The organism is Planosporangium mesophilum (genome assembly GCF_016863255.1).
GTDB lineage: Bacteria > Actinomycetota > Actinomycetes > Mycobacteriales > Micromonosporaceae > Planosporangium > Planosporangium mesophilum.
In genome coordinates, this window is record NZ_BOON01000065.1 from 1 (window position 1) to 18,473 (window position 18,473).

Annotated in this window: 14 protein-coding genes and 1 tRNA gene; 9 read left to right on the forward strand and 6 right to left on the reverse strand. The window is 71.2% G+C overall.

Annotation, left to right across the window (positions count from 1 at the left end):
* Positions 1–44: 44 nt before the first annotated feature.
* Complete coding sequence (locus tag Pme01_RS28030) at positions 45–362, reverse strand: WhiB family transcriptional regulator (RefSeq protein WP_168115223.1); 318 nt, start codon at positions 360–362, stop codon at positions 45–47.
* A gap of 458 nt (positions 363–820) precedes the next feature.
* Here Pme01_RS28030 and Pme01_RS28035 point away from each other — a divergent pair, with 458 nt between their 5' ends.
* Positions 821–3,334: a penicillin-binding protein gene (locus tag Pme01_RS28035; RefSeq protein ID WP_168115294.1), complete on the forward strand. Its 2,514-nt coding sequence runs from the start codon at positions 821–823 to the stop codon at positions 3,332–3,334.
* Between the two features lie 69 nt (positions 3,335–3,403).
* Here the strand turns inward: Pme01_RS28035 and Pme01_RS28040 are convergent, their stop codons facing one another.
* Positions 3,404–3,856: a GatB/YqeY domain-containing protein gene (locus Pme01_RS28040; RefSeq protein ID WP_239088509.1), complete on the reverse strand. Its 453-nt coding sequence runs from the start codon at positions 3,854–3,856 to the stop codon at positions 3,404–3,406.
* 55 nt (positions 3,857–3,911) lie between these two features.
* Here Pme01_RS28040 and Pme01_RS28045 point away from each other — a divergent pair, with 55 nt between their 5' ends.
* From Pme01_RS28045 to Pme01_RS28060, 4 genes are all read left to right on the forward strand, one after another.
* A complete protein-coding gene (locus Pme01_RS28045) occupies positions 3,912–4,808 on the forward strand; it encodes a metallophosphoesterase (RefSeq protein WP_168115221.1) in 897 nt (298 codons plus the stop codon).
* On the forward strand, positions 4,805–5,947 hold the full coding sequence (locus Pme01_RS28050; protein ID WP_168115220.1) for an alpha/beta hydrolase family protein: 1,143 nt from the start codon (positions 4,805–4,807) through the stop codon (positions 5,945–5,947). The genes Pme01_RS28045 and Pme01_RS28050 overlap by 4 nt, the downstream gene beginning before the upstream one ends.
* A 49-nt stretch (positions 5,948–5,996) precedes the next feature.
* Positions 5,997–6,073: transfer RNA gene (locus Pme01_RS28055), tRNA-Pro, on the forward strand.
* Between the two features lie 109 nt (positions 6,074–6,182).
* Positions 6,183–6,350: a hypothetical protein gene (locus Pme01_RS28060; protein WP_168115219.1), complete on the forward strand. Its 168-nt coding sequence runs from the start codon at positions 6,183–6,185 to the stop codon at positions 6,348–6,350.
* 73 nt (positions 6,351–6,423) lie between these two features.
* On the opposite strand, the gene Pme01_RS28065 is transcribed toward Pme01_RS28060, so the two are convergent.
* A complete protein-coding gene (locus Pme01_RS28065; protein ID WP_168115218.1) occupies positions 6,424–7,938 on the reverse strand; it encodes a hemerythrin domain-containing protein in 1,515 nt (504 codons plus the stop codon).
* A 156-nt stretch (positions 7,939–8,094) separates the two neighbouring features.
* On the opposite strand from Pme01_RS28065, the gene Pme01_RS28070 reads away from it, so the two are divergent.
* Together Pme01_RS28070 and Pme01_RS28075 are read left to right on the forward strand one after the other, a co-directional pair.
* A complete protein-coding gene (locus tag Pme01_RS28070; RefSeq protein WP_168115217.1) occupies positions 8,095–9,453 on the forward strand; it encodes a hypothetical protein in 1,359 nt (452 codons plus the stop codon).
* 28 nt (positions 9,454–9,481) lie between these two features.
* Complete coding sequence (locus Pme01_RS28075) at positions 9,482–10,090, forward strand: HD domain-containing protein (protein ID WP_168115216.1); 609 nt, start codon at positions 9,482–9,484, stop codon at positions 10,088–10,090.
* Here the strand turns inward: Pme01_RS28075 and Pme01_RS28080 are convergent.
* Positions 10,087–12,099, reverse strand: coding sequence for an amylo-alpha-1,6-glucosidase (locus Pme01_RS28080; RefSeq protein ID WP_203935932.1), 2,013 nt, complete (start codon positions 12,097–12,099; stop codon positions 10,087–10,089). The two genes, Pme01_RS28075 and Pme01_RS28080, sit on opposite strands and share 4 nt — an antisense overlap.
* 178 nt (positions 12,100–12,277) lie before the next feature.
* On the opposite strand from Pme01_RS28080, the gene Pme01_RS28085 reads away from it, so the two are divergent.
* A complete protein-coding gene (locus Pme01_RS28085) occupies positions 12,278–13,435 on the forward strand; it encodes a glycosyltransferase family 4 protein (RefSeq protein ID WP_373315540.1) in 1,158 nt (385 codons plus the stop codon).
* On the opposite strand, the gene Pme01_RS28090 is transcribed toward Pme01_RS28085, so the two are convergent.
* Positions 13,432–13,776, reverse strand: a complete 345-nt coding sequence (locus Pme01_RS28090) for a DUF4031 domain-containing protein (RefSeq protein ID WP_239088510.1) — start codon at positions 13,774–13,776, stop codon at positions 13,432–13,434. The two genes, Pme01_RS28085 and Pme01_RS28090, sit on opposite strands and share 4 nt — an antisense overlap.
* Positions 13,777–13,820: 44 nt before the next feature.
* Positions 13,821–15,683: a glycerol-3-phosphate dehydrogenase/oxidase gene (locus Pme01_RS28095; RefSeq protein WP_168115214.1), complete on the reverse strand. Its 1,863-nt coding sequence runs from the start codon at positions 15,681–15,683 to the stop codon at positions 13,821–13,823.
* A gap of 410 nt (positions 15,684–16,093) precedes the next feature.
* On the opposite strand from Pme01_RS28095, the gene Pme01_RS28100 reads away from it, so the two are divergent.
* The gene (locus tag Pme01_RS28100; protein ID WP_205864058.1) at positions 16,094–18,469 is read left to right on the forward strand and encodes a S8 family serine peptidase; all 2,376 of its coding nucleotides are present in this window, start codon (positions 16,094–16,096) and stop codon (positions 18,467–18,469) included.
* Positions 18,470–18,473: the final 4 nt, after the last annotated feature.

Consider the following 18,473-nt stretch of genomic DNA (forward strand, 5'->3'; position numbering starts at 1 on the left):
GGGCGCGGCCGCATCCCGCGGCCGCGCCCGCCGTGGTACGGGCGTCAGCCCGCCGTTACCAGTTCCTTCTCACCGACCGGCTGCTTGCCGGTCTGGTTGACCATCGCGGCCTCGAACGTCTTCCGCCAGTTGGTCACGTTCGGGTGGCGACGCAGCAGCGCCCGCCGCTCCCGCTCGGTCATGCCGCCCCAGACACCGAACTCGGTACGGTTGTCGAGCGCGTCAGCGAGGCACTCGTACCGGACCGGGCAGCCTCTGCAGATCCGCTTCGCGACGTTCTGCTCGGCTCCCTGGACGAACAGGGCGTCCGGGTCGCCATTTCGGCAAGCCGCCATGCTCGGCCAGTCGACGACCATCGTCATCTCTTACGTCCCCCCTAGAAAAGCCCCCCCGGGCCTCTAACACCCAAGCCGTTGGTCGACCCCCATCGACGCGGATCGCGATCCCACACCGCGACCCGCCAACTCCGACATCAACCGCCAACCGCTCATACCACCGGCGTCCGTTCCCTCCAGGCCCGGAGGGATCAATTCACTTCCGCCGGTCATCATGCTCTGTAGTCGTGCGATCACGCAACGTTGTCGCCTTAGGTTAGACCCCATATTGAGCGACGCCAAACATGCTAAACCGGACTTTTTCACTTTCCGGCCGCATCAACCACCGAAACGGGTCATCCAAACCGGTACATATTCCGCCCAAGCAGCGGACAGGGTCGCGCGGACACCACTACACCTAGAGTCATCCGTCTATCACAACGAGGTGGGGTCCAGAAAGGACGCGCTGTGTTTCAGTTGTCCCGTACCCTGTCCGCGTGACATGGATGCGCAAACGCGAACACGGCGTCCTCACCAACTCAGCTTCCTTGCTTGTCTGTGGTCTGCTCGCGGGGATAGTGGTCGCCGCCGCGGCGTTCCCGGTCGTCGCCATGTCAGGGCTGGCCGCCAAGGCCAGCGCCGATGCCTTCGACCACCTGCCCTCGCAACTGGCGGAGCTGCCGGCACCGCAGATCTCGTACGTGTACGCCTCGGACGCGAAGACGCTGCTCGCCATGTTCTATGACGAGAACCGTCGCGACGTGCACCTCGGTGACGTCGCACCGGTCATGCAGCAGGCGATCGTCGCCGCCGAGGACGCCCGGTTCTACGAGCACCACGGCGTGGACATGAAGGGCGTGGCGCGGGCCGCGGTCGCCAACCGCAACTCGTCCGGTCAGGTCTCCCAGGGCGCATCCACCCTCACCATGCAGTACGTGCGGCAGGCCCTCGCGTACTCGGCGCAGACCAACGAGGAGATCGTCTCCGCGACCGAGCAGACGCCGGCGCGCAAGGTGCGCGAGATGAAGTTCGCGCTGGCGATCGAGAAGAAGTACAACAAGCAGGAGATCCTGGAGCGCTACCTCAACATCTCCAGCTTCGGCCACGGCGCGTACGGCATCTTCGCCGCCAGCCAGGTCTATTTCGGAAAAGAGCCGAAGGACCTCGCGCTGCCCGAGGCGGCACTGCTCGCCGGCCTGGTGAAGGCGCCGAGCTCGTACGACCCCGCGGACCCGGAGAACCCGGACAAGCGCGCCGCCGCGCTGGAGCGTCGCGAGTACGTGCTGCGCCAGATGGTCACCCTCAAGTACATCACCCAGCAGCAGGCCGACCAGGCCAAGGCCTCGGAGCTGAAGATCATCGGTCAGCGGTCGCCCGAGGGCTGCGCCTCGATGCCCCGCGGCGACCTGGGCGCCGGCTTCTTCTGTGACTTCCTGTACCGGTGGTGGCTCGGCCAGCGCGACTTCGGCCCCGACTCGTTCAGCCGGGAGAACAAGCTGAAGAGCGGCGGATACAAGATCATCAGCTCGCTCGACGTCGACACCCAGGGCGCGATGCGGCGCAACGTCGAGAAGGCCCTGGCCACCGGCAGCCCGTACGCGGTGATGGTGGCGGCGGTCGAGCCGGGTACCGGTCGGGTGCTCGGAATGGCGACCAACCGCACCTTCAGCAACGACCAGAGCAACAACGGGCCGAACACGAACCCGAACAAGCGCGGCCAGAAGGGTAACTACCCCAATACGACCGCGCCCCTGCTGACCGGCGGCGGGGACATCGTCGGCTACCAGGCCGGTTCGACGTTCAAGATGTTCACGATGGTCGCGGCCCTGGAGAAGGGGCTGAGCCTGGACTACTCGATCAACGCGACGTCGCCGTACCAGGCGAGGAAGTACATCGTGGACAGCCGGGGCGAGGCGGCCTGCAAGGGCACGAGCTACTACTGCCCGGTCAACGCGAACCCGGGCTGGATGAACGGCCCGCGCAACATGTGGAGCGGCTTCGGCCGCTCGGTGAACACGTACTTCGTACCCCTGCAGGAGCGAGTCGGTGCGGAGAACGTGGTCGACGTGGCCAAGCGCCTCGGCATCCAGTTCCGGGCGAAGGGCACCCCCGATTACCCCAGTGACTACGAGTTCGCCAACAACCCCCGCCTGGCCAACACCTGGGGTCCGTTCACCCTCGGGGTCACCTCCACGACCCCGCTGGACCTGGCCAACGCGTATGCCACCCTCGCCGCCGACGGCAACTACTGCGAGCCGACCCCGATCACCGAGATCCGCGACATGGACGACAACAAGCTGAACGTGGCGAAGCCGCAGTGCCGCCAGGTCGTGAAGGAGAACGTGGCGCGAGCGGCCGTCGACGCGGCCCGCTGCCCGGTGGGTGACCAGTCCGCCTACGGCCGGTGCGACGGCGCCACCAGCGGCGAGGTGAAGGGCATCGTCGGGCGCCCGGTGGCCGGCAAGACCGGTACCACCGACGGCGACAAGACGGCGGCGCTCGTGGCGATGACCAAGCAGGTGGCGATGGCCGGCCTCCTGGGCGATCCGGACACGCCGCTGACCAACCGGCTCAAGCCCGACCTCGGCGACCCGCACGCGTACGTCAACAAGGCGGTGGAGTACTCGCTGCGCGACGCGATGGCCGGCAAGCCCGCGATCAACTTCACCGCACCGAGCAGGGACATCGCGTTCGGCAAACGTACCGGCGTACCCGCCGTGACCTGCCGGTCGGTGGACGACGCGAAGGGCGCCCTGCGTACGGTCGGCTTCCAGGTGGTGGTCGACCCCGACCCGGTCCAGTCCGACTGCCCACCCGGTTCGGTGGCCAGGACCGAGCCGGCCGAGGAGACCAACCCCAACGATGTCGTCACCCTCTACCTGAGCAGCGGGGGCGGTAGTCGTGCTCCCGGCCCCGGTCAGGACGGCCCCGGTCAGGGACGCGGAGGCGGGCCCGGCTCCGGGCCGCCGCAGGATCCACGGTGCCAGCGCATCCCGTGGCTGTGCGGGACACGACCGTAAAGCGGGACACGGGACGGTAGACGCGAAGCGGGGGCAGGTCGATGACCTGCCCCCGCTGCCGTTCAGTCGTCAGCCGGCCAACTGCCGGCGTACCTCGGCCGCCACCCGGCCGCCTTCGGCCCGGCCGGCCACCGCGGCCTGAGCCGCCTTCATGGCCGGCCCCATGCTCTTCGGGCCGGCGAAGCCACCACCCGCGAGCGCCTGGCCGACGATGTCGGCCAGCTCCTCATCCGACAGCTGCGACGGCAGGTACCCGTCGAGGATCTTCTCCTCGGCGCGCTCCCGGTCGGCCTGCTCGGCCCGGCCCGCGTCGGCGAACGCGGTGGCCGCCTCCCGCCGCTTCTTGGCCTCCTTGGTCAGCACCGCGAGCACCTCGTCGTCGGTGAGTTCCCGGGCGGCGGTGCCGGCCACCTCGGCGGCGCGCACGGCCGTGATCGCCATCCGCAGCGTCGACGTCACGAGTTCGTCGCGCGCCTTCATGGCGGTGCGCAGGTCTGATTCCAGCCGTCCCTTGAGCGTCATGACTATGAAAGCTACCCAAGCCGGCCCGCAAACACCGCCCGATAATCTGGCAGGCATGGCCAAGCGATCCACTCTCCGCCGCGTCGTCGCGGGCACCACGGTGCTCGGCGCCGCCACCCTCGCGTACGCCTCGCTCGTCGAGCGCAACCTGTTCACGCTGCGCCGTTACGACGTACCCGTGCTCGCCTCCGACGCGGAGCCGCTGCGGATCCTGCACCTGTCGGACCTGCACCTGACCCCGGGTCAGCACCGCAAGCAGCGCTGGGTCGCCGAACTGGCCGCCACCGACCCCGACCTGGTGATCGTGACCGGCGACAACATGGCCCACGTCGACGCGGTACCGGCCGTGCTGGCCGCCTACGGGCCGCTGTTCGACCGGCCGGGGGCGTTCGTGTTCGGCTCCAACGACTACCGCGGGCCGGTCTTCAAGAACCCCTTCGGGTACTTCCGGGCCGACCGCGAGTACACGCAGGGTGTGGCGCTACCGACCGAGGAGCTGCGGGATGCGCTCACCGGAGCCGGCTGGGTCGACCTGAACAACGCCCGTACCACGATCAAGGCCGGCGGCCGCACGGTCGAGCTGGTCGGCGTCGACGACCCGCACGTCGGCCGCGACGACTACCCGGCGGTGGCCGGCCCGGCCGACCCGACTGCCGACCTCAGGATCGCGCTGACCCACTCGCCGGAGCCGCCGGTCGTCAACGCCATGACGGCCGACGGGTTCGACCTGGTCCTGGCCGGGCACACCCACGGCGGTCAGGTCTGCGTACCCTTCGTCGGCGCCCTGGTGACCAACTGCGGCCTGGACCGGCGGATGGCCAAGGGGCTGCACCGCTGGCCGGGCTCGGACGCGCTGCTGCACGTCTCGGCCGGGCTGGGCACGCATCCGACGGCACCTGTCCGGTTTGCCTGCCCGCCCGAGGCCTCGGTGCTTACCCTGATTCCACGATGAGCGCAGAACCACTACCGGTACCCATCCGACGCTGGCCCCGCCGCACCGCGTACGGGCTGGCGGGCCTCGCCGTGCTGGTACCGACGAGCACGGCGAGCGCCGGCTGGTACTTCGCCAACCAGGTGGTCGACGCCCGGCCGCGCGAGTACCCGCTCGAGGTCCGGGGCTTCGACGGCGACCTGGTGACGCTGACCCGTACCGAGGACACCGAACGCGACGTGCCGTACGGGCTGCTCTGGCCGGACGGGCACGCCCGGCTCGGCGGGCTCGTCCGTGCCGAGCGGGACGCGGTCGTCCGGCAGGTGACAGATGTCACACGGGGAACGCTCCGGGCCGGTGTCCGGGCGTCCACGAGCAGCGCCGTCTTCGACGGGGATCCGTTGACCGCCCGTGGCCTGGCCTTCGAGGAGGTGACAGTCCCCGGTGACCTCGGCCCGATGCCGGCGTGGCTGGTACCGGGCGCCTCGTCGACCTGGGTGATCGCGGTGCACGGGCGCGGCGGCAGCCGGGCCGAGGCGTTACGGGTCCTGCCGACGCTGGCCGAGTCCGGGTTACCGACGCTGGCGGTGACCTACCGCAACGACGAGGGGGCGCCGCCCAGCCCGGACCGCCGGTACCACCTGGGGGCGACCGAGTGGCGCGACGTGGCTGCCGCCATCCGGTACGCCCGGTCACAGGGCGCCTCCGACGTCATCCTGTACGGCTGGTCCATGGGCGGCGCGGCGGCGATGATGACGCTGCGCCGGGCTCCTGAGGCCGCTTTCGTACGGGCTCTCGTGATGGACTGCCCCGCCCTGGACTGGACCGCCACGCTGCGGCTCAACGCCCGCCGCCGCAACCTGCCGACGCCGCTGGCCTGGGCGGCGATGCGGCTGGTGGAGCAGCGCGTCGGCGTCCCACTGGCCGACCTCAACCAGGTGCGCCACGTCGGGTCGCTGCGGGTACCCACGCTGATCTTCCTTGACGGTGACGACGTGGTGGCCGATCCCGCGCCGACGCGCCTGTTCGCCCGGCTGCGCCCCGATCTGGTGCGCCTGGTGGAGACGCGGGGCGGCGGGCACACCCGCTCCTGGAACGTGGATCCGGCTCGGTACGAGGCGGAGCTCGCCGCCTTCGTGGGCGAGGTCGCCCCGGGGTGATACCCCCGGTTGTCGGTGGCGTTCCGTAGGCTACTATTGCTCGGCACGCCGGGGTGTAGCGCAGCTTGGTAGCGCGCTTCGTTCGGGACGAAGAGGTCGTCGGTTCGAATCCGGCCACCCCGACCAGCCGGTGCGAGTTCAGGGTCCCTCTTGAGGGACCCTGAACTGCATCCGGGGCCGCTCAGCACGGCAGGCCCACGGATACCCGCACGCTGGCCGGTCCTGGGCAAGGGTCGTGACGATCACCCGAGCCACAGACGGAGTCTCGCTCGTACTGGAGGCGCGTGGAGTCAAGCCGGGAATGTTCGGCAACGGAACGGTGCGTCGTTGCTACCGGTACGTCGTCGATCCGGAAGGCGACCCGGTGACCATGACGGAACTGGACATCTGCCCGGCGGGGTGAACCGCCCGCCCGGGGAGTCCGGCACCCGGACTCCCCGGGACCGACGAGTGCGGTGATGGGCGAAGACAGCGGATCAGGCGGCGACCGCTGGGCGCACCGCGACGGCCAGCTCGCGCAACTGCTCCGTCGGCACGCTGTCCCTCAGCTGCGGGAACTCGTACTGCTCCTCGTTCCGGGTGTGCGCCAGGACCGCGTCCCGGAGCTGCGTGACCTCGTCGTCGAACCGTTCCCACCCGGTACCGGCGTCGATCAACCGCAGCAGCATCTGCTTGATCTTGCGCTCCTCCTCCACCAGGTCACGTACCACGTCGAACCCGCCGACGATGGTGTCCCTGGCCAGCGGGTGTACGACCTCGTCCTCGACGGCCTCGTGTTCGGAGAGCAGGCGGACCAGCTCGTCCCAGACGCCCTGCCGACGCTCGTCGGCGGCGATCTCCAGCTCACCGAAGAGCACCTCGATGCGGTTGTGCTGATCCGTCAGCACGTCGATCACGTCGGATGCGCCGTCCGTCGCGGGGGCGCTCGCCATGCGGGCACGCACCTCGCGGATCTCCGGTACCTCCCTGATCCCGCCGGAGCCCAGCGTCTCCGGGTCGAGCCGACTGGCGAGCAGTTGCCGCAGGAAATCCCGGTTGCGCTCGAAGCCGAGCGGCTCGGGCAGTCCGCTGCCGACGATCTCCTCGACCTCGCGGCCGCCGAAGCGCCGCAACAGGTCCCGGGCCACCCGCAGCCGCGTCAGCTCCATGTCGAGGTACAGCTCCCAGACCGCCCGTACCCGAGGATCGCTCTCCTGCTGGAGGAACGCGTAGTACAGGTAGCACTCGTTGTACTGGTGGATCACCAACTGCTCCCACCAGCTCGCGGCCGGGTCGACCAGCGCCTGGTGCCGGGCAACCTGCTCCTCCTCGGACCGGCCGATCTCACGGTACGCCGGGCGGGTGAGCGGGTCGGCGTAGTTCGGGTCCGCGCTCCGGTAGAAGCTCCTCATCAACTGTTCGACCGACAGCATGGTCAGCGCGTTCAGGTCCGACATCGGCGCCGTCGTCGACTCACGCCCCCGCTCCGCCTCCGCCGGCGCCTGCCCGGCTCCGGGCCGCTCGGGCAGCACATCGGTCAGCTCGTCGACGACCCGCTCGGCGCCCCGCCGGCCGGCCATCTCCGCCACGTCGGTGTACCGGTACAGATGATCGAAGTCCTCCAGCGCGTCGCACTCGTAGACCTCCCTGCGCTGCGGGTCCGGCTCGGCGCGGGCCAGCCACGAGTCCAGGTCCACGGCGGCGTGTTCGTACTCCAGCGCCGTCTCCAGCAGGCTGCCGGCCTCCGGCAGCAGCCGGTTGGCCACCCGGTGCTGCTGCTCGGACAGGAAGCCGAGGTAGTCCATCTCCCGGCGCACGTCCGAGTCGGCGTGGTTGCGGGCGATCTGGTAGTCGAACTGGATCGCCTCGTTCTCGACACTGTTCACGGCGATGATCCGGGAGGTGACGTACGGATCGACGCTCTCGGCGTCGATCGGTGAGACGTCGAGTTCGCGCCAGTCGCGCGTCTGGCGCTCCAACGGGATGCCGTTGTATTCGAGGGGATTGAACACGGCCTCTCCAGGTACTGGTCGCGGTGGCGGCCACCGGCAGTGGCGGCCCAAGGCGGATCGGCCCGCTTCTACCCTTGGTCACCAACCGAAACCTCCACGCACGAGTTAATCGGCCCCCAGGATTGAACGAGAGAGTGCCGGGTAGACGACCTCGACATGAGCGCCCTGGCGGGTCCCGCGTGGTCGCCGGAGCAACTGGTCTACCAGGTTGATCTGTCGACCGAGATGCTGCGCGCCGGGGTGCATGCCGTCGATGGACGGGAGTGGGCCGGCCCCACGACGAAGCGGCGCACCTGGTGGTCCCGCCGCCGTGGCCTCGACTCCGGAATCCCCCGCCCGCGGGTGGCTGACGTGCGGGCGGACGAGGTCGCCGGATGGATGACCGGAGGGTACGGCCGCCAGCGGTACCCGGCGGTCGTGGTGGGATCCCCGCACGTCGGTGCGCTGCACCTGGCGGCGGCGCTGGGTGCGCCGTGGCTGCCGGCGGGTTTCCGGCTGTCGGTTCGCTGCTCCCCCACCGAGTCCAGGCGCCCCCTGGTGGCGCTGCGACAGGGCCGTACGATCGCCGCGCACCTGCTCGACACCGACCCCGGCATCGCCGTGTACCAGCGCTGCGACCCCATCGGGCAGAACCCGTGCGGCAACGCCATGCTGGACTTCTACGTGAAGTGGACCGCCGTCCCCGGGCGCCTGCGCCGGTTCCTCACCGAGCGGCTCGCACCCGGCGGCACCGTCGTGCTGATCCGGGACTGCCGGGGCTGGCCGGCGACCCAGCCCGACGACGGGTACCGCTTCCAGGTCGGTACGGTCGGCTCGGGGTTGTCCTGGCCCGACTACTGCCGCCAGTTGCGCCGGCTGAGCGACGACGGCGGGGACGCCCCCGCCGACGAAGAGAGCCGTACGGTCCCCCAGCCCGACGGGGGCGACGTCGACGCCGAGCAGGGCATCCACCCCGGCCTGCTGGGCGATCTTCGCAGGTGGAGCGGCGAGCACGGGCGGCGGCTGCGGATCGTCGCGATCACCGATTCGGCGGCCCTGAGCGCGGCGGTCGCGGACGTGTACCGTTCCTGGCTGCGCGCCGCCGGCAAGACCGGGAACCGGCTGGTGATCGGCTGCGGGACCATGCTGGACCCGTGGCAGGTGGTACGGGCCGGGCTGGTCCCGTACTGGTGTCCCCGTCCGCTGCACAGCGACGTCGACGCGCTGGAGTACTGGCTGGCCGGCAGCGAGCCGTTCCGCAGCATCGACCTGCTGGTGGAGCCGCCCGGACGGCTGTCGCCCAAGGTCGTACCGCGGGACCGGCTGGCCGCGCTGCCCCGGTTCGCGACCGACCGCGGCGTCCTCGACTCCACCTGCCGGCGCAACTACCCGCTCGGGATCGTCGATCCGCGGCACATCAGCCGGGTGCTGAGCGAGCAGCCGTACGACTCCCCGCCTCCCCCGCCGCTGTCGACGGCGGCCGCGATCGAGGGGCTGGACCGGCTCGCCCGCTACGGGCGGCTGCTGGTCACTTGAGAGCTGCTCAGCGGGTAAGAATCATCGGGTGTCGAAGGATCTGCTTGCCCGTTGGCGCGCACTGCTGCCCGGTGCCGACGGCCTCGGTCAGGAGCTGATTGCCCGCTGGTCAGAGCCGCATCGCCGGTACCACACGCGTCATCACCTGGCCGCGGTCCTTGCGGTGATCGACCGGTACGCCGACCTCGCCCCGGACGCCGACGCCGTGCGCCTGGCCGGCTGGTTCCACGACGCGGTGTACGACCCGAGGTCCGGTGACAACGAGGAGCGCAGCGCGGAGCTGGCGTCGAACCGGCTGCCCGCGGCCGGGGTACCGGCCGCACGGGTGGCGGAGACCGTCCGGCTGGTACGGCTGACCGCGGGTCACACGGTGGCCGACGGTGACGCCGACGGTGCCCTGCTCGCCGACGCCGACCTCGCGATCCTGGCCGCCGACCGGGATGCCTACGACCGGTACGCGGCCGCGATCCGCCGGGAGTACGCGCACGTGCCCGAGGCGGCGTTCCGCGCCGGCCGCTCGGGCGTGCTGGAGGGCCTGCTGGCCCTGCCGGCGCTGTACCGGATCGTCCCGCACCGGGAGGAGTGGGAGGTGCGCGCGCGGGCCAACCTGGAACGGGAACTGAGCAGCCTGCGCTAGGAGGTCGCCACGGTGGCCAGCGAGAAGGCGTCGGCCCGGCCCCACCACCCCGGAATGCCCGACAGCGCCAGGTGGCCGAAGCGCAGCGGCACGTGGGCGTCCACGCCGAGACCGTCGCGGCGGGGCTCCAGCCCCATCATGCTGCGCAGCAGGAGCAGCGGCGTACCGGAGGCCCACGCCTGCGGCGAGCAGGCGCTCGCGTACCCGATCGGCACCCCGGTGGCCTTCCGGTCGAAGCCGACGAGCGCCTCCGGCAGCCGGTACTGGAAGTACGCCGCGGCCTCCAGCATGGCCTCGGCCAGCCGGGCCGCCTCCGTGTGCCGGCCGTACCGGGTCAGCCCCATCGCGATCAGCGCGCTGTCGTGCGGCCAGACCGTGCCGTTGTGGTACTCCATCGGGTTGTACGCCGGCTGCCCGTCCGCGACGGTCCGCACCCCCCAGCCCGAGAAGAGGTTCTCACCCATCAGGTGGCCGACGACCGCGTCCACGTTCTCGTCCGGCACGATCCCGCTCCACAGCAGGTGGCCGATGTTCGAGGCCAGCGTGGGGACCGGCCGGCCCTCACCGTCCCGGGCCAGCGCGTAGAAGCCCTCGTCCGGGAGCCAGAAGATCTCGTGGAAGCGTTTGCGCAGCGCGTCGGCGTCGCGCTCCAGCCGATCGGCGAGGCCCAGGTCGCCCCAGCACTCGCGCGCCAGCCGGGCGGTCCGCCGGCGGGCGTCGTACGCGTACCCCTGGATCTCGCAGGTCGCCTGCGGCAGCGGGGCGGGCGTGCCGTCGGGGTACACGATCGAGTTCTGCGAGTCCTTCCAGCACTGGACGCGCAGTCCGCTCTCGGGGTTGCGGCTGAGGTACGAGATGAACCCGTCGCCGGTGAGGTCCCCGTACTTCTCCATCCAGGTCACCGCCGCCCGGGCCGGGCCTTCCAGGGCCTGTACGGTCTCCCGGTCGCCGGTCCACCGCTCGTACTCGTCGAGCACGATCAGGAACAGCGGCGTCGTGTCGGCGGCCCCGTAGTACGGCGACTGCGGAGCCTCCCGGAAGTACGCGCGTTCGCCGTGGCGCAGCTCGTGCAGGATCTTGCCCGGTTCGGCGTCGCGGAAGTCGTCGATCTCCGTCGCCTGCTGCGCCGCGAGCGCCCGTAGCGTCGTACGGCACATCTCGGGCACGAACGGCAGCGCCTGGTAGCTGGTGATCAGGCTGTCCCGGCCGAACAGCGCCATGAACCAGGGCAGCCCGGCGGCGGGCAGCGACGACTCGGGGATCGTGTCGGGGTAGAAGCGCAGAGCGGCGAGGTCGACCAGGCTCCCGTGGTAGATCCGGCGCAGGTCGTCCCAGCCCGACTCCAGCCGGGGTGCGGCGTCGAGCCACTCCTGCAGGCCGTACGGCATGTTCGGCTCGTGGGCGCGCCTCACCGTCGGGCGCAGGTTGGCGGTCGCGACCGCCACCTCGACCTCGGTCCGCCAGGTCTCGCGGGGTTGCAGCATGATCCGGAACGTCACCGACTCGTCGGTGTAGAAGGCGTCGGTGGCCCGGATCATCGTCTCGCGGCGGAAGTCGCCGCGCTCGTACCCCAGCGTGACCTGGTCCGGCCCGACCCGGCGGTACGACCGGCCGGTCTTCTGCAGGCGGTCCTTCACCTCGAAGATGTCGGCGAAGTCGGCTCCGAAAAGGATCGACAGCTCCAGCGGCAGCGGCTCGACGCTGTGGTTGGTCAACTCCAGGGACTCCCGCATGCCGTCCCCGACGTTGCGGCGGCGCAGCAGCGACACGGTCGGATTGCGGTAGATGGTGCCGGTCGGTTCGACCAGAAAGAAGACAGCCTCGTCGTACTCGACGGCCTCGCCGGAGAGCGCGTCCAACTGGTTTCCGTTGAGCCGGACCTGCCAACGGGAAAGATGGCGCATGTCGCGGTAGAACAGGCCGGCCGGTTCGTCGGGATCCGGCGTGATGTCCCCGCGCATATCACTCACGACGAATGTAATGCCTTCGAGGATGTTCACCTGGGGCAGCTTCACCAAATCTCCAATTGGTCCACTTTGTTCAAAGCTGACAATTTTTCAGCCGCTCGCAAATGGCCTGGGATGTTCGATTCGGCGTAGATGGGGTAGTCGGGTGTCGGCTCAGGTCTCGACCTCGCCTCGGGTGCCGTACCCGGCGAGTGATGACACAACCGGAAGGGGCCGGATAGTGATCCCGACTGAGGCCGACCATAGCGACCCTACTTCCCCACTGAAAATCGCAATGGTCGTTCCGCCGTGGTATGAGCTGCCACCATGCGGCTACGGAGGTATCGAACTGATCTGCGCCGCGCTTGTCGACGCACTGTGCGCCCGAGGTCACGACGTGACGATGTTCGGTGCGGGCGTACGTACGGGCACCGCGGCCCACTTCGTCAGCACTGTGAGCACACCACAGTACGAGCGGTTGGGCGAGGCCATGCCGGACGCGCTGCACGCCGCACGCGTCGGCAGACTTCTCGCCGATACCCAGTTCGACGTCGTCCACGACCACTCGCTGTCCGGACCCCTCACCGCCGGATATCGCAGCGCGCCGACGGTGGTGACGGTCCACGGTCCGGCCGATGGCGAATTGGGTGACTACTACGCGGCACTGGGCGAGCACATTCATCTGGTGGCGATCTCCGACTCGCAGCGGCGTCAGCGACCGGAGTTGCGGTGGGCCGCGACGATCCACAACGCAATTGAGCCGACCCAGTTCGTGCCCGCCCACAACCCCGACGGGCCCGTGGTCTGGCTCGCCCGCTTCTCCCCCGACAAGGGGCCCGACCTGGCCATCAAGGCGTGCCGGGAGGCCGGTCTCCCCCTGGTCCTCGCGGGGAAGTGCAACGAGAACAGCGAGCGGCGCTATCTCGACGAGGTGATCCGCCCGATGCTGGAGGACGACGTCGAACTGGTCTGCAACGGCGACCGCACGACCACCAACCGGCTGCTCACCGAGGCCCGCTGCCTGATCATGCCGATCCGTTGGCACGAGCCGTTCGGCATGGTGATGATCGAGGCGATGGCGTCGGGTACGCCGGTGGTCGCGCTGCGCCGCGGTTCGGTACCCGAGGTGGTCCGGCACGGGGTCACCGGATGGATCTGCGAGGACCCGGCGGACCTACCGGCCGCCCTGCTCCGGGCGGGCGAGCTCGACCCCCGCGAGTGCGTGGCCCACGCCCGTTCGACCTTCGGGGTCCAGCGGATGGCGCGCCGCTACGAGCGGGTGTACCGGCAGGCGATCACGAACGCCCGGCGCCCTCGCCGGGGCGCGCGCCGGCAGACCGCGCTGGTACCGACGCGGGTGCTGTCCACGATCGGCGAGCGCCGCGGCGCCGCCAGCTAGCGCGGTCCGACGCTCGGCCGGACCACCGCTGTTCGCCTCTGTTCCCGTCGGCACGGGGCGGCCTTGCGTCGACGCAGGCCGGCCGCGGTGAGCCGCGCGACGAGCTCGCGGCTGGGTACGACCGTCGCCCCCAGCCAGACGGCGATCGCGACCCGCTCCGCAGGCACGTCGTAGTGGTCCCGCTCGAACGCCCGCCGGGGCGCACCCAGCATCTCCGCGAACGCATGGAGCTCCGCGAAGGAGGTGTCGCTGACCAGATGTGACCACAGCCGCCCATGGGCTGGCCAACGTGCTGGATCCAGATAGAGCGTCGCGACCTCCCCTGTCGCGATCTTGGACACTTGTGCCACCTGTGGCCGGCACAAGTGTCCAAGATCGAAGAATCTCAGGCGGCCGCGTACCCGCGCGGGTCCGGCGCGCCCAGGCGGGCGGCTTCCGCCGTGGCGTCGTCCGGCATCCGCTGCGACTCCCGCTCGGCGGCCACCCGCGCCAGGTAGTGGTCGATCTCTCGGCGCCGCGAGGCGTCATCCCAGCCGAGCACCCGCCCCATGATCAACGCTGTGTCCTCGGCGCTGTCGACGCCCCGGTGCGCGGTCTCGATGGAGATCCGGGTACGCCGGGCGAGCACGTCGTCCAGGTGCAGCGCACCCTCGGCGAGCGCGGCGTACGCGATCTCGGCGGCGAGGTACTCGGGAGCGCCCTCCAGCGACCGGCCCAGCGTCGGGTCCTCCGACACCAGGGTCAGCAGTTGGCCGGTCAGCGTCCCGTACCGCTCCAGCAGGTGCTCGACCACGCCGACCGGCAGCCCGTGCCGGCGCGCGAGGTCGGCCCGGTTGGTCCAGGTCTGCTGGTACCCGTCCGCGCCCAGCAGCGGCAGGTCGGAGGTACGGGAGCCGGAGACCCGGCCGCCGTGGGTGCGCAGCCCGCCCAGCCGGCGCGCGACCTGGTCGATGACGTCGGCGGCCATCACCCGGTAGGTGGTGTACTTCCCGCCCGCCACGATCATCAGTCCGAGCATCGGCTCGACCACCGCGTGCTCGCGCGACAGCGCGGAGGTCTGCTCGTCACGGGTGTGCGGGCCGGGGCGGTGCTTGGCCTCCGCGGAGAGCAGAGGGCGCAGCCCGGCGTACACGCCCTCGATGTCGTCCGGCGTCAACGGCCGGTCGAGCACCTGGTTGACCTGCTCCAACAGGTACGAGATGTCGTTGGCGGTCGCGGCCGGGTGGGCCCGGTCGAGGTTCCAGTCGGTGTCGGTCGTACCGATGATCCAGTGGCCTCCCCACGGGATGACGAACAGCACCGAGGACGCGGTACGCAGGATCAGGCCCGCGTCGCCGGTGATCGCCGAGCGCGGTACGACGAGGTGCACGCCCTTGCTGGCCCGTACCCGCAGGCCGGTGTGCTCGGCCGGCCGCCCGTTCTCCGACAGCAACTCGGAGACGTCGTCGCTCCACACGCCGGTGGCCGACACCACGGTGCGGGCCCGTACGTCGAACTCCTCGCCGCTCTCCACGTCACGGACCCGTACCCCGGTCACCTCACGCGCCGACCGCAGGATGCCGACGGCGCGGGTACTGGTGACCACGGCCGCACCCAGGCTCGCCGCGGTGCGCGCGAGGGTCGCCACGAAGCGGGCGTCGTCGACCTGCCCGTCGTAGTACTCGATCGCGCCGGTGACGGCGTCCTCGCGCAGGCTGGGGAAGAGCCGGCGGGCGGCGCCGCGCGACAGGTGCCGGTGGGTGGGCATGCCCCGGGTGGGCTGCCCCTGCAACAACCGGCCGACGAGCGCCGAGGCGCTGGCGAACGCGTCGTAGAGCGCGACACCGGCGCCGTAGTACGCCCGGTGCCAGACCCGTTGCGGCACACCGACCGGGCCGGCCGGCGCGGTCAGCGGCACCAGGAACGGCACCGGGCGCACCAGGTGCGGCGCGAGCCGCGTCGCGAGCAGCCCCCGCTCCCGCAGTGCCTCGTGGACCAGGCCGAACTCGAACTGCTCCAGGTAGCGCAGTCCGCCGTGGATCAGCTTGGAGGACCGGCTCGACGTACCGGAGGCGAGGTCACGGGCCTCGATCAGGGCGACCGACAGGCCGCGGGAGGCGGCGTCGACCGCGGCACCGGCCCCGGTGACCCCGCCGCCGATCACGAGCACATCGAAGTGCTCCGACTTGAGTCTCGCCAGGTCGGCGGCGCGCCGCTGGGGTGAGAGCTGCCCGGCACCGAAGCGGGACGCCTGAGGATCTCTGCGCACGTACTCCACGGTAGCGCCCGAAGGCGCGAAGTTACCTATTAGTAGCGCGGAAACTCATGTTCGGTACTTCCAATGGCCGGACGGATCGCTGCGCGTCATAACCGAAACGCCCGGCAACGCGGCGCGGGCTTTCCGGTGGCGGAGCGACGCGTCGATCTGAAGGAGTCTCGGTTGTTGCGTCCCTCACCGTCGCAGAACGACCTCGGGTCGCCCTCGCAATGGGCGCGACTTTGTGTACGGTCGCGGGTTTAAACCTCGCTTCCGCCACTTTCCGCGCAAACCGAGGTATCGCAGGGTACGGGTTTGACAGCGTCCGGTACGGGCACCCTCGGTGGACCTACCGGCGCCGGTAGGCTACCTGCCCGCCGAGACCCGTCGAGAGCGTGCCCGTGGGTCGTACCGTCTCAGGCATGTCCGTGCCCGAACCGCCACCGGAGCCGCCGCGCCCCGGGCCGGCCGACGGGTGGCGCCGGCCGGTCACGATCCTGCTCACGGTCCTCGTCGGCCTGTGGGTGGCGGGCGTCCTCACCACCGGCCAGGCCGCCGTCTGGGGTGCCGAACAGCTCCGCGCCATGCTCGTCGGCCGCGAACTGCCCGGCTGGGCGTGGCTGCTCGGCAGCGCGCTCTCCGGGCTGCTCGCCGTCGTACCCGCGCTGTTGCTGGCCCTCGTGCCGAGGCTGCCCACGGCACGGGCGGCCGGTCGGGTGTGGACGCGCGCCGTTGTCGCGGCGGTCGCGCTCGGCGCCGTCCGTGGCGTGGTCGACGTGTCGCGGCACGAGCTGTACCTGGTGCTGCTCGCGCTGGTCGCCGTCGCGCTGGCCGTACTGTTCCGCGCGGTCGACCGGTGGGTGGCGACGCGACGCGACCGGTGGGGGGCGACGCGACGCGACCGTCGGGCCGATGGGCGGGCCGACGCGCTCGGGCTCGCCGGCGGGCTCGCCGTCACGCTGCCGTGGCTGGCGATGGGGGCGCTCGGCGGGGCAGGCGAGACGGTGCTCGCTGTCGCGGCGGCGGCCGCGGTCGGTCTCCTCGCCGCGACCGTGCTCGACGACCTTCTTCCGGCGCACGGCTCGGCCTGGGTCCGCGTCGGTGTGGGCGGCCTGGTCGCAGCCGTCGCGCTGACCGCGATCGCGGCCGGTACCGGCGCCTCCGGCGTCGCGCTGGCCGAGCTGCTCGTGCTGCCACCGCTGGGCTTCGCCGCGGCCGCCCTGCGCGCCGCCGCGGGCCGCGCCCGGCCCGTCGGCTGGCTGGTAGCGGCCGCGACCGCCGGTCCGCTGGCCCTCGCCGACCCGCAGGAGACCGCCCTCGTGCTCGGCTTCGACGACGCGCCGCGGTGGATCCTGACCGCCGCCGTCGCGTCGCTCGCCGTCGGGCTGCTCGTCGATCTCGGGTACGCGCTGAGCCTCGGCCGCGGCGTCGTACCGCGCCGGTGGCTGGCGGCGGCGCTCGCGGGCGTGGTCACGATCGCCGGCGTGGCCGTCTACACCGGAGCCGGCCGGCCGGGCACGTACGGCGACCGCCTCTTCGTGGTGCTCAAGCGGCAGGCCGACCTGTCCGGGCTGGACGCCATCGGCAATCGCGACGCCCGGGTACGGGGAACCTATCGCCGGCTGGTGGACACCGCGAACTCCACCCAGGCGCCGCTGCGCCGGGAGCTGCGCCGGCTGCACATCGGCTATACCCCGTACTACCTGGTCAACGCGCTGGAGGTGGACGGCGGCGAGGTGGTACGGACCTGGCTTTCCACCCGCCCGGAGGTCGAACAGATCCTCGACAGCCCCCGGCTGCGCCCGATCCCCGAGCTGGCGCCGCCGATGCGCGGCAACCAGCCGGCGCCGCCCGTGCCGCAGTGGAACCTGTCGATGATCGGTGCCGACCGGGTATGGCGGGAGCTGGGCGTGACCGGTGCCGGCATCGTCGTCGGTACCTCCGACTCCGGCGTCGACGGCGCCCACCCGGCCCTGGCCGGCCGGTTCCGGGGCGGCGACGACTCGTGGTACGACCCGTGGTCGCACAGCCGGGTGCCGGTCGACCACGGTGGCCACGGCACCCACACCCTCGGCACCGCGATCGGCGGGGGCAACGTCGGGGTCGCGCCCGGTGCGAGCTGGGTCGGCTGCGTCAACCTCCAACGCAACCTGGGCAGCCCGGGCCGCTACCTCGACTGCCTGCAGTTCATGCTCGCCCCGTTCCCGTACGGCGGGGACCCGCTGCGCGACGGCCGGCCCGAGCGGGCGCCGCACGTCCTGACCAACTCGTGGGGCTGCACGCAGCTCGAGGGGTGCGATCTGAGATCGCTGCGGCCCGCGATCAACGGGTTGACCGCCGCCGGCATCTTCGTGGTCGGCGCCGCCGGCAACTCCGGCCCGGCCTGCCGGACGGTGGTCGATCCGCCCGCGCCGTACCCGGAGACGCTGACGGTCGGTGCGGTCGACCGCCACGACCGGCTGGCCGACTTCTCCAGCCGGGGACCGACGCCGGACGGCCGTACCAAGCCCGACGTCGTCGCCCCCGGGGTCGACATCCTGTCCGCGCTGCCCGGCGGTGGGTACGGCGTCGAGAGCGGCACGTCGATGGCCACCCCGCACGTGGCCGGCGTGGTCGCGCTGCTGTGGTCGGCCGACCCGCGCCTCATCGGCGACATCCCGCGGACCCGGGAACTCCTGCGTACGACCGCCGGACCGGCATCGGCGCCGGCCGAGAACTGCGGCGACCGGGCCGACCTGATCGGCACCGGCCTGGTGGACGCGTTCCGGGCGGTAGAGACCGGGCGGGGCGCCCGGTGAGGCG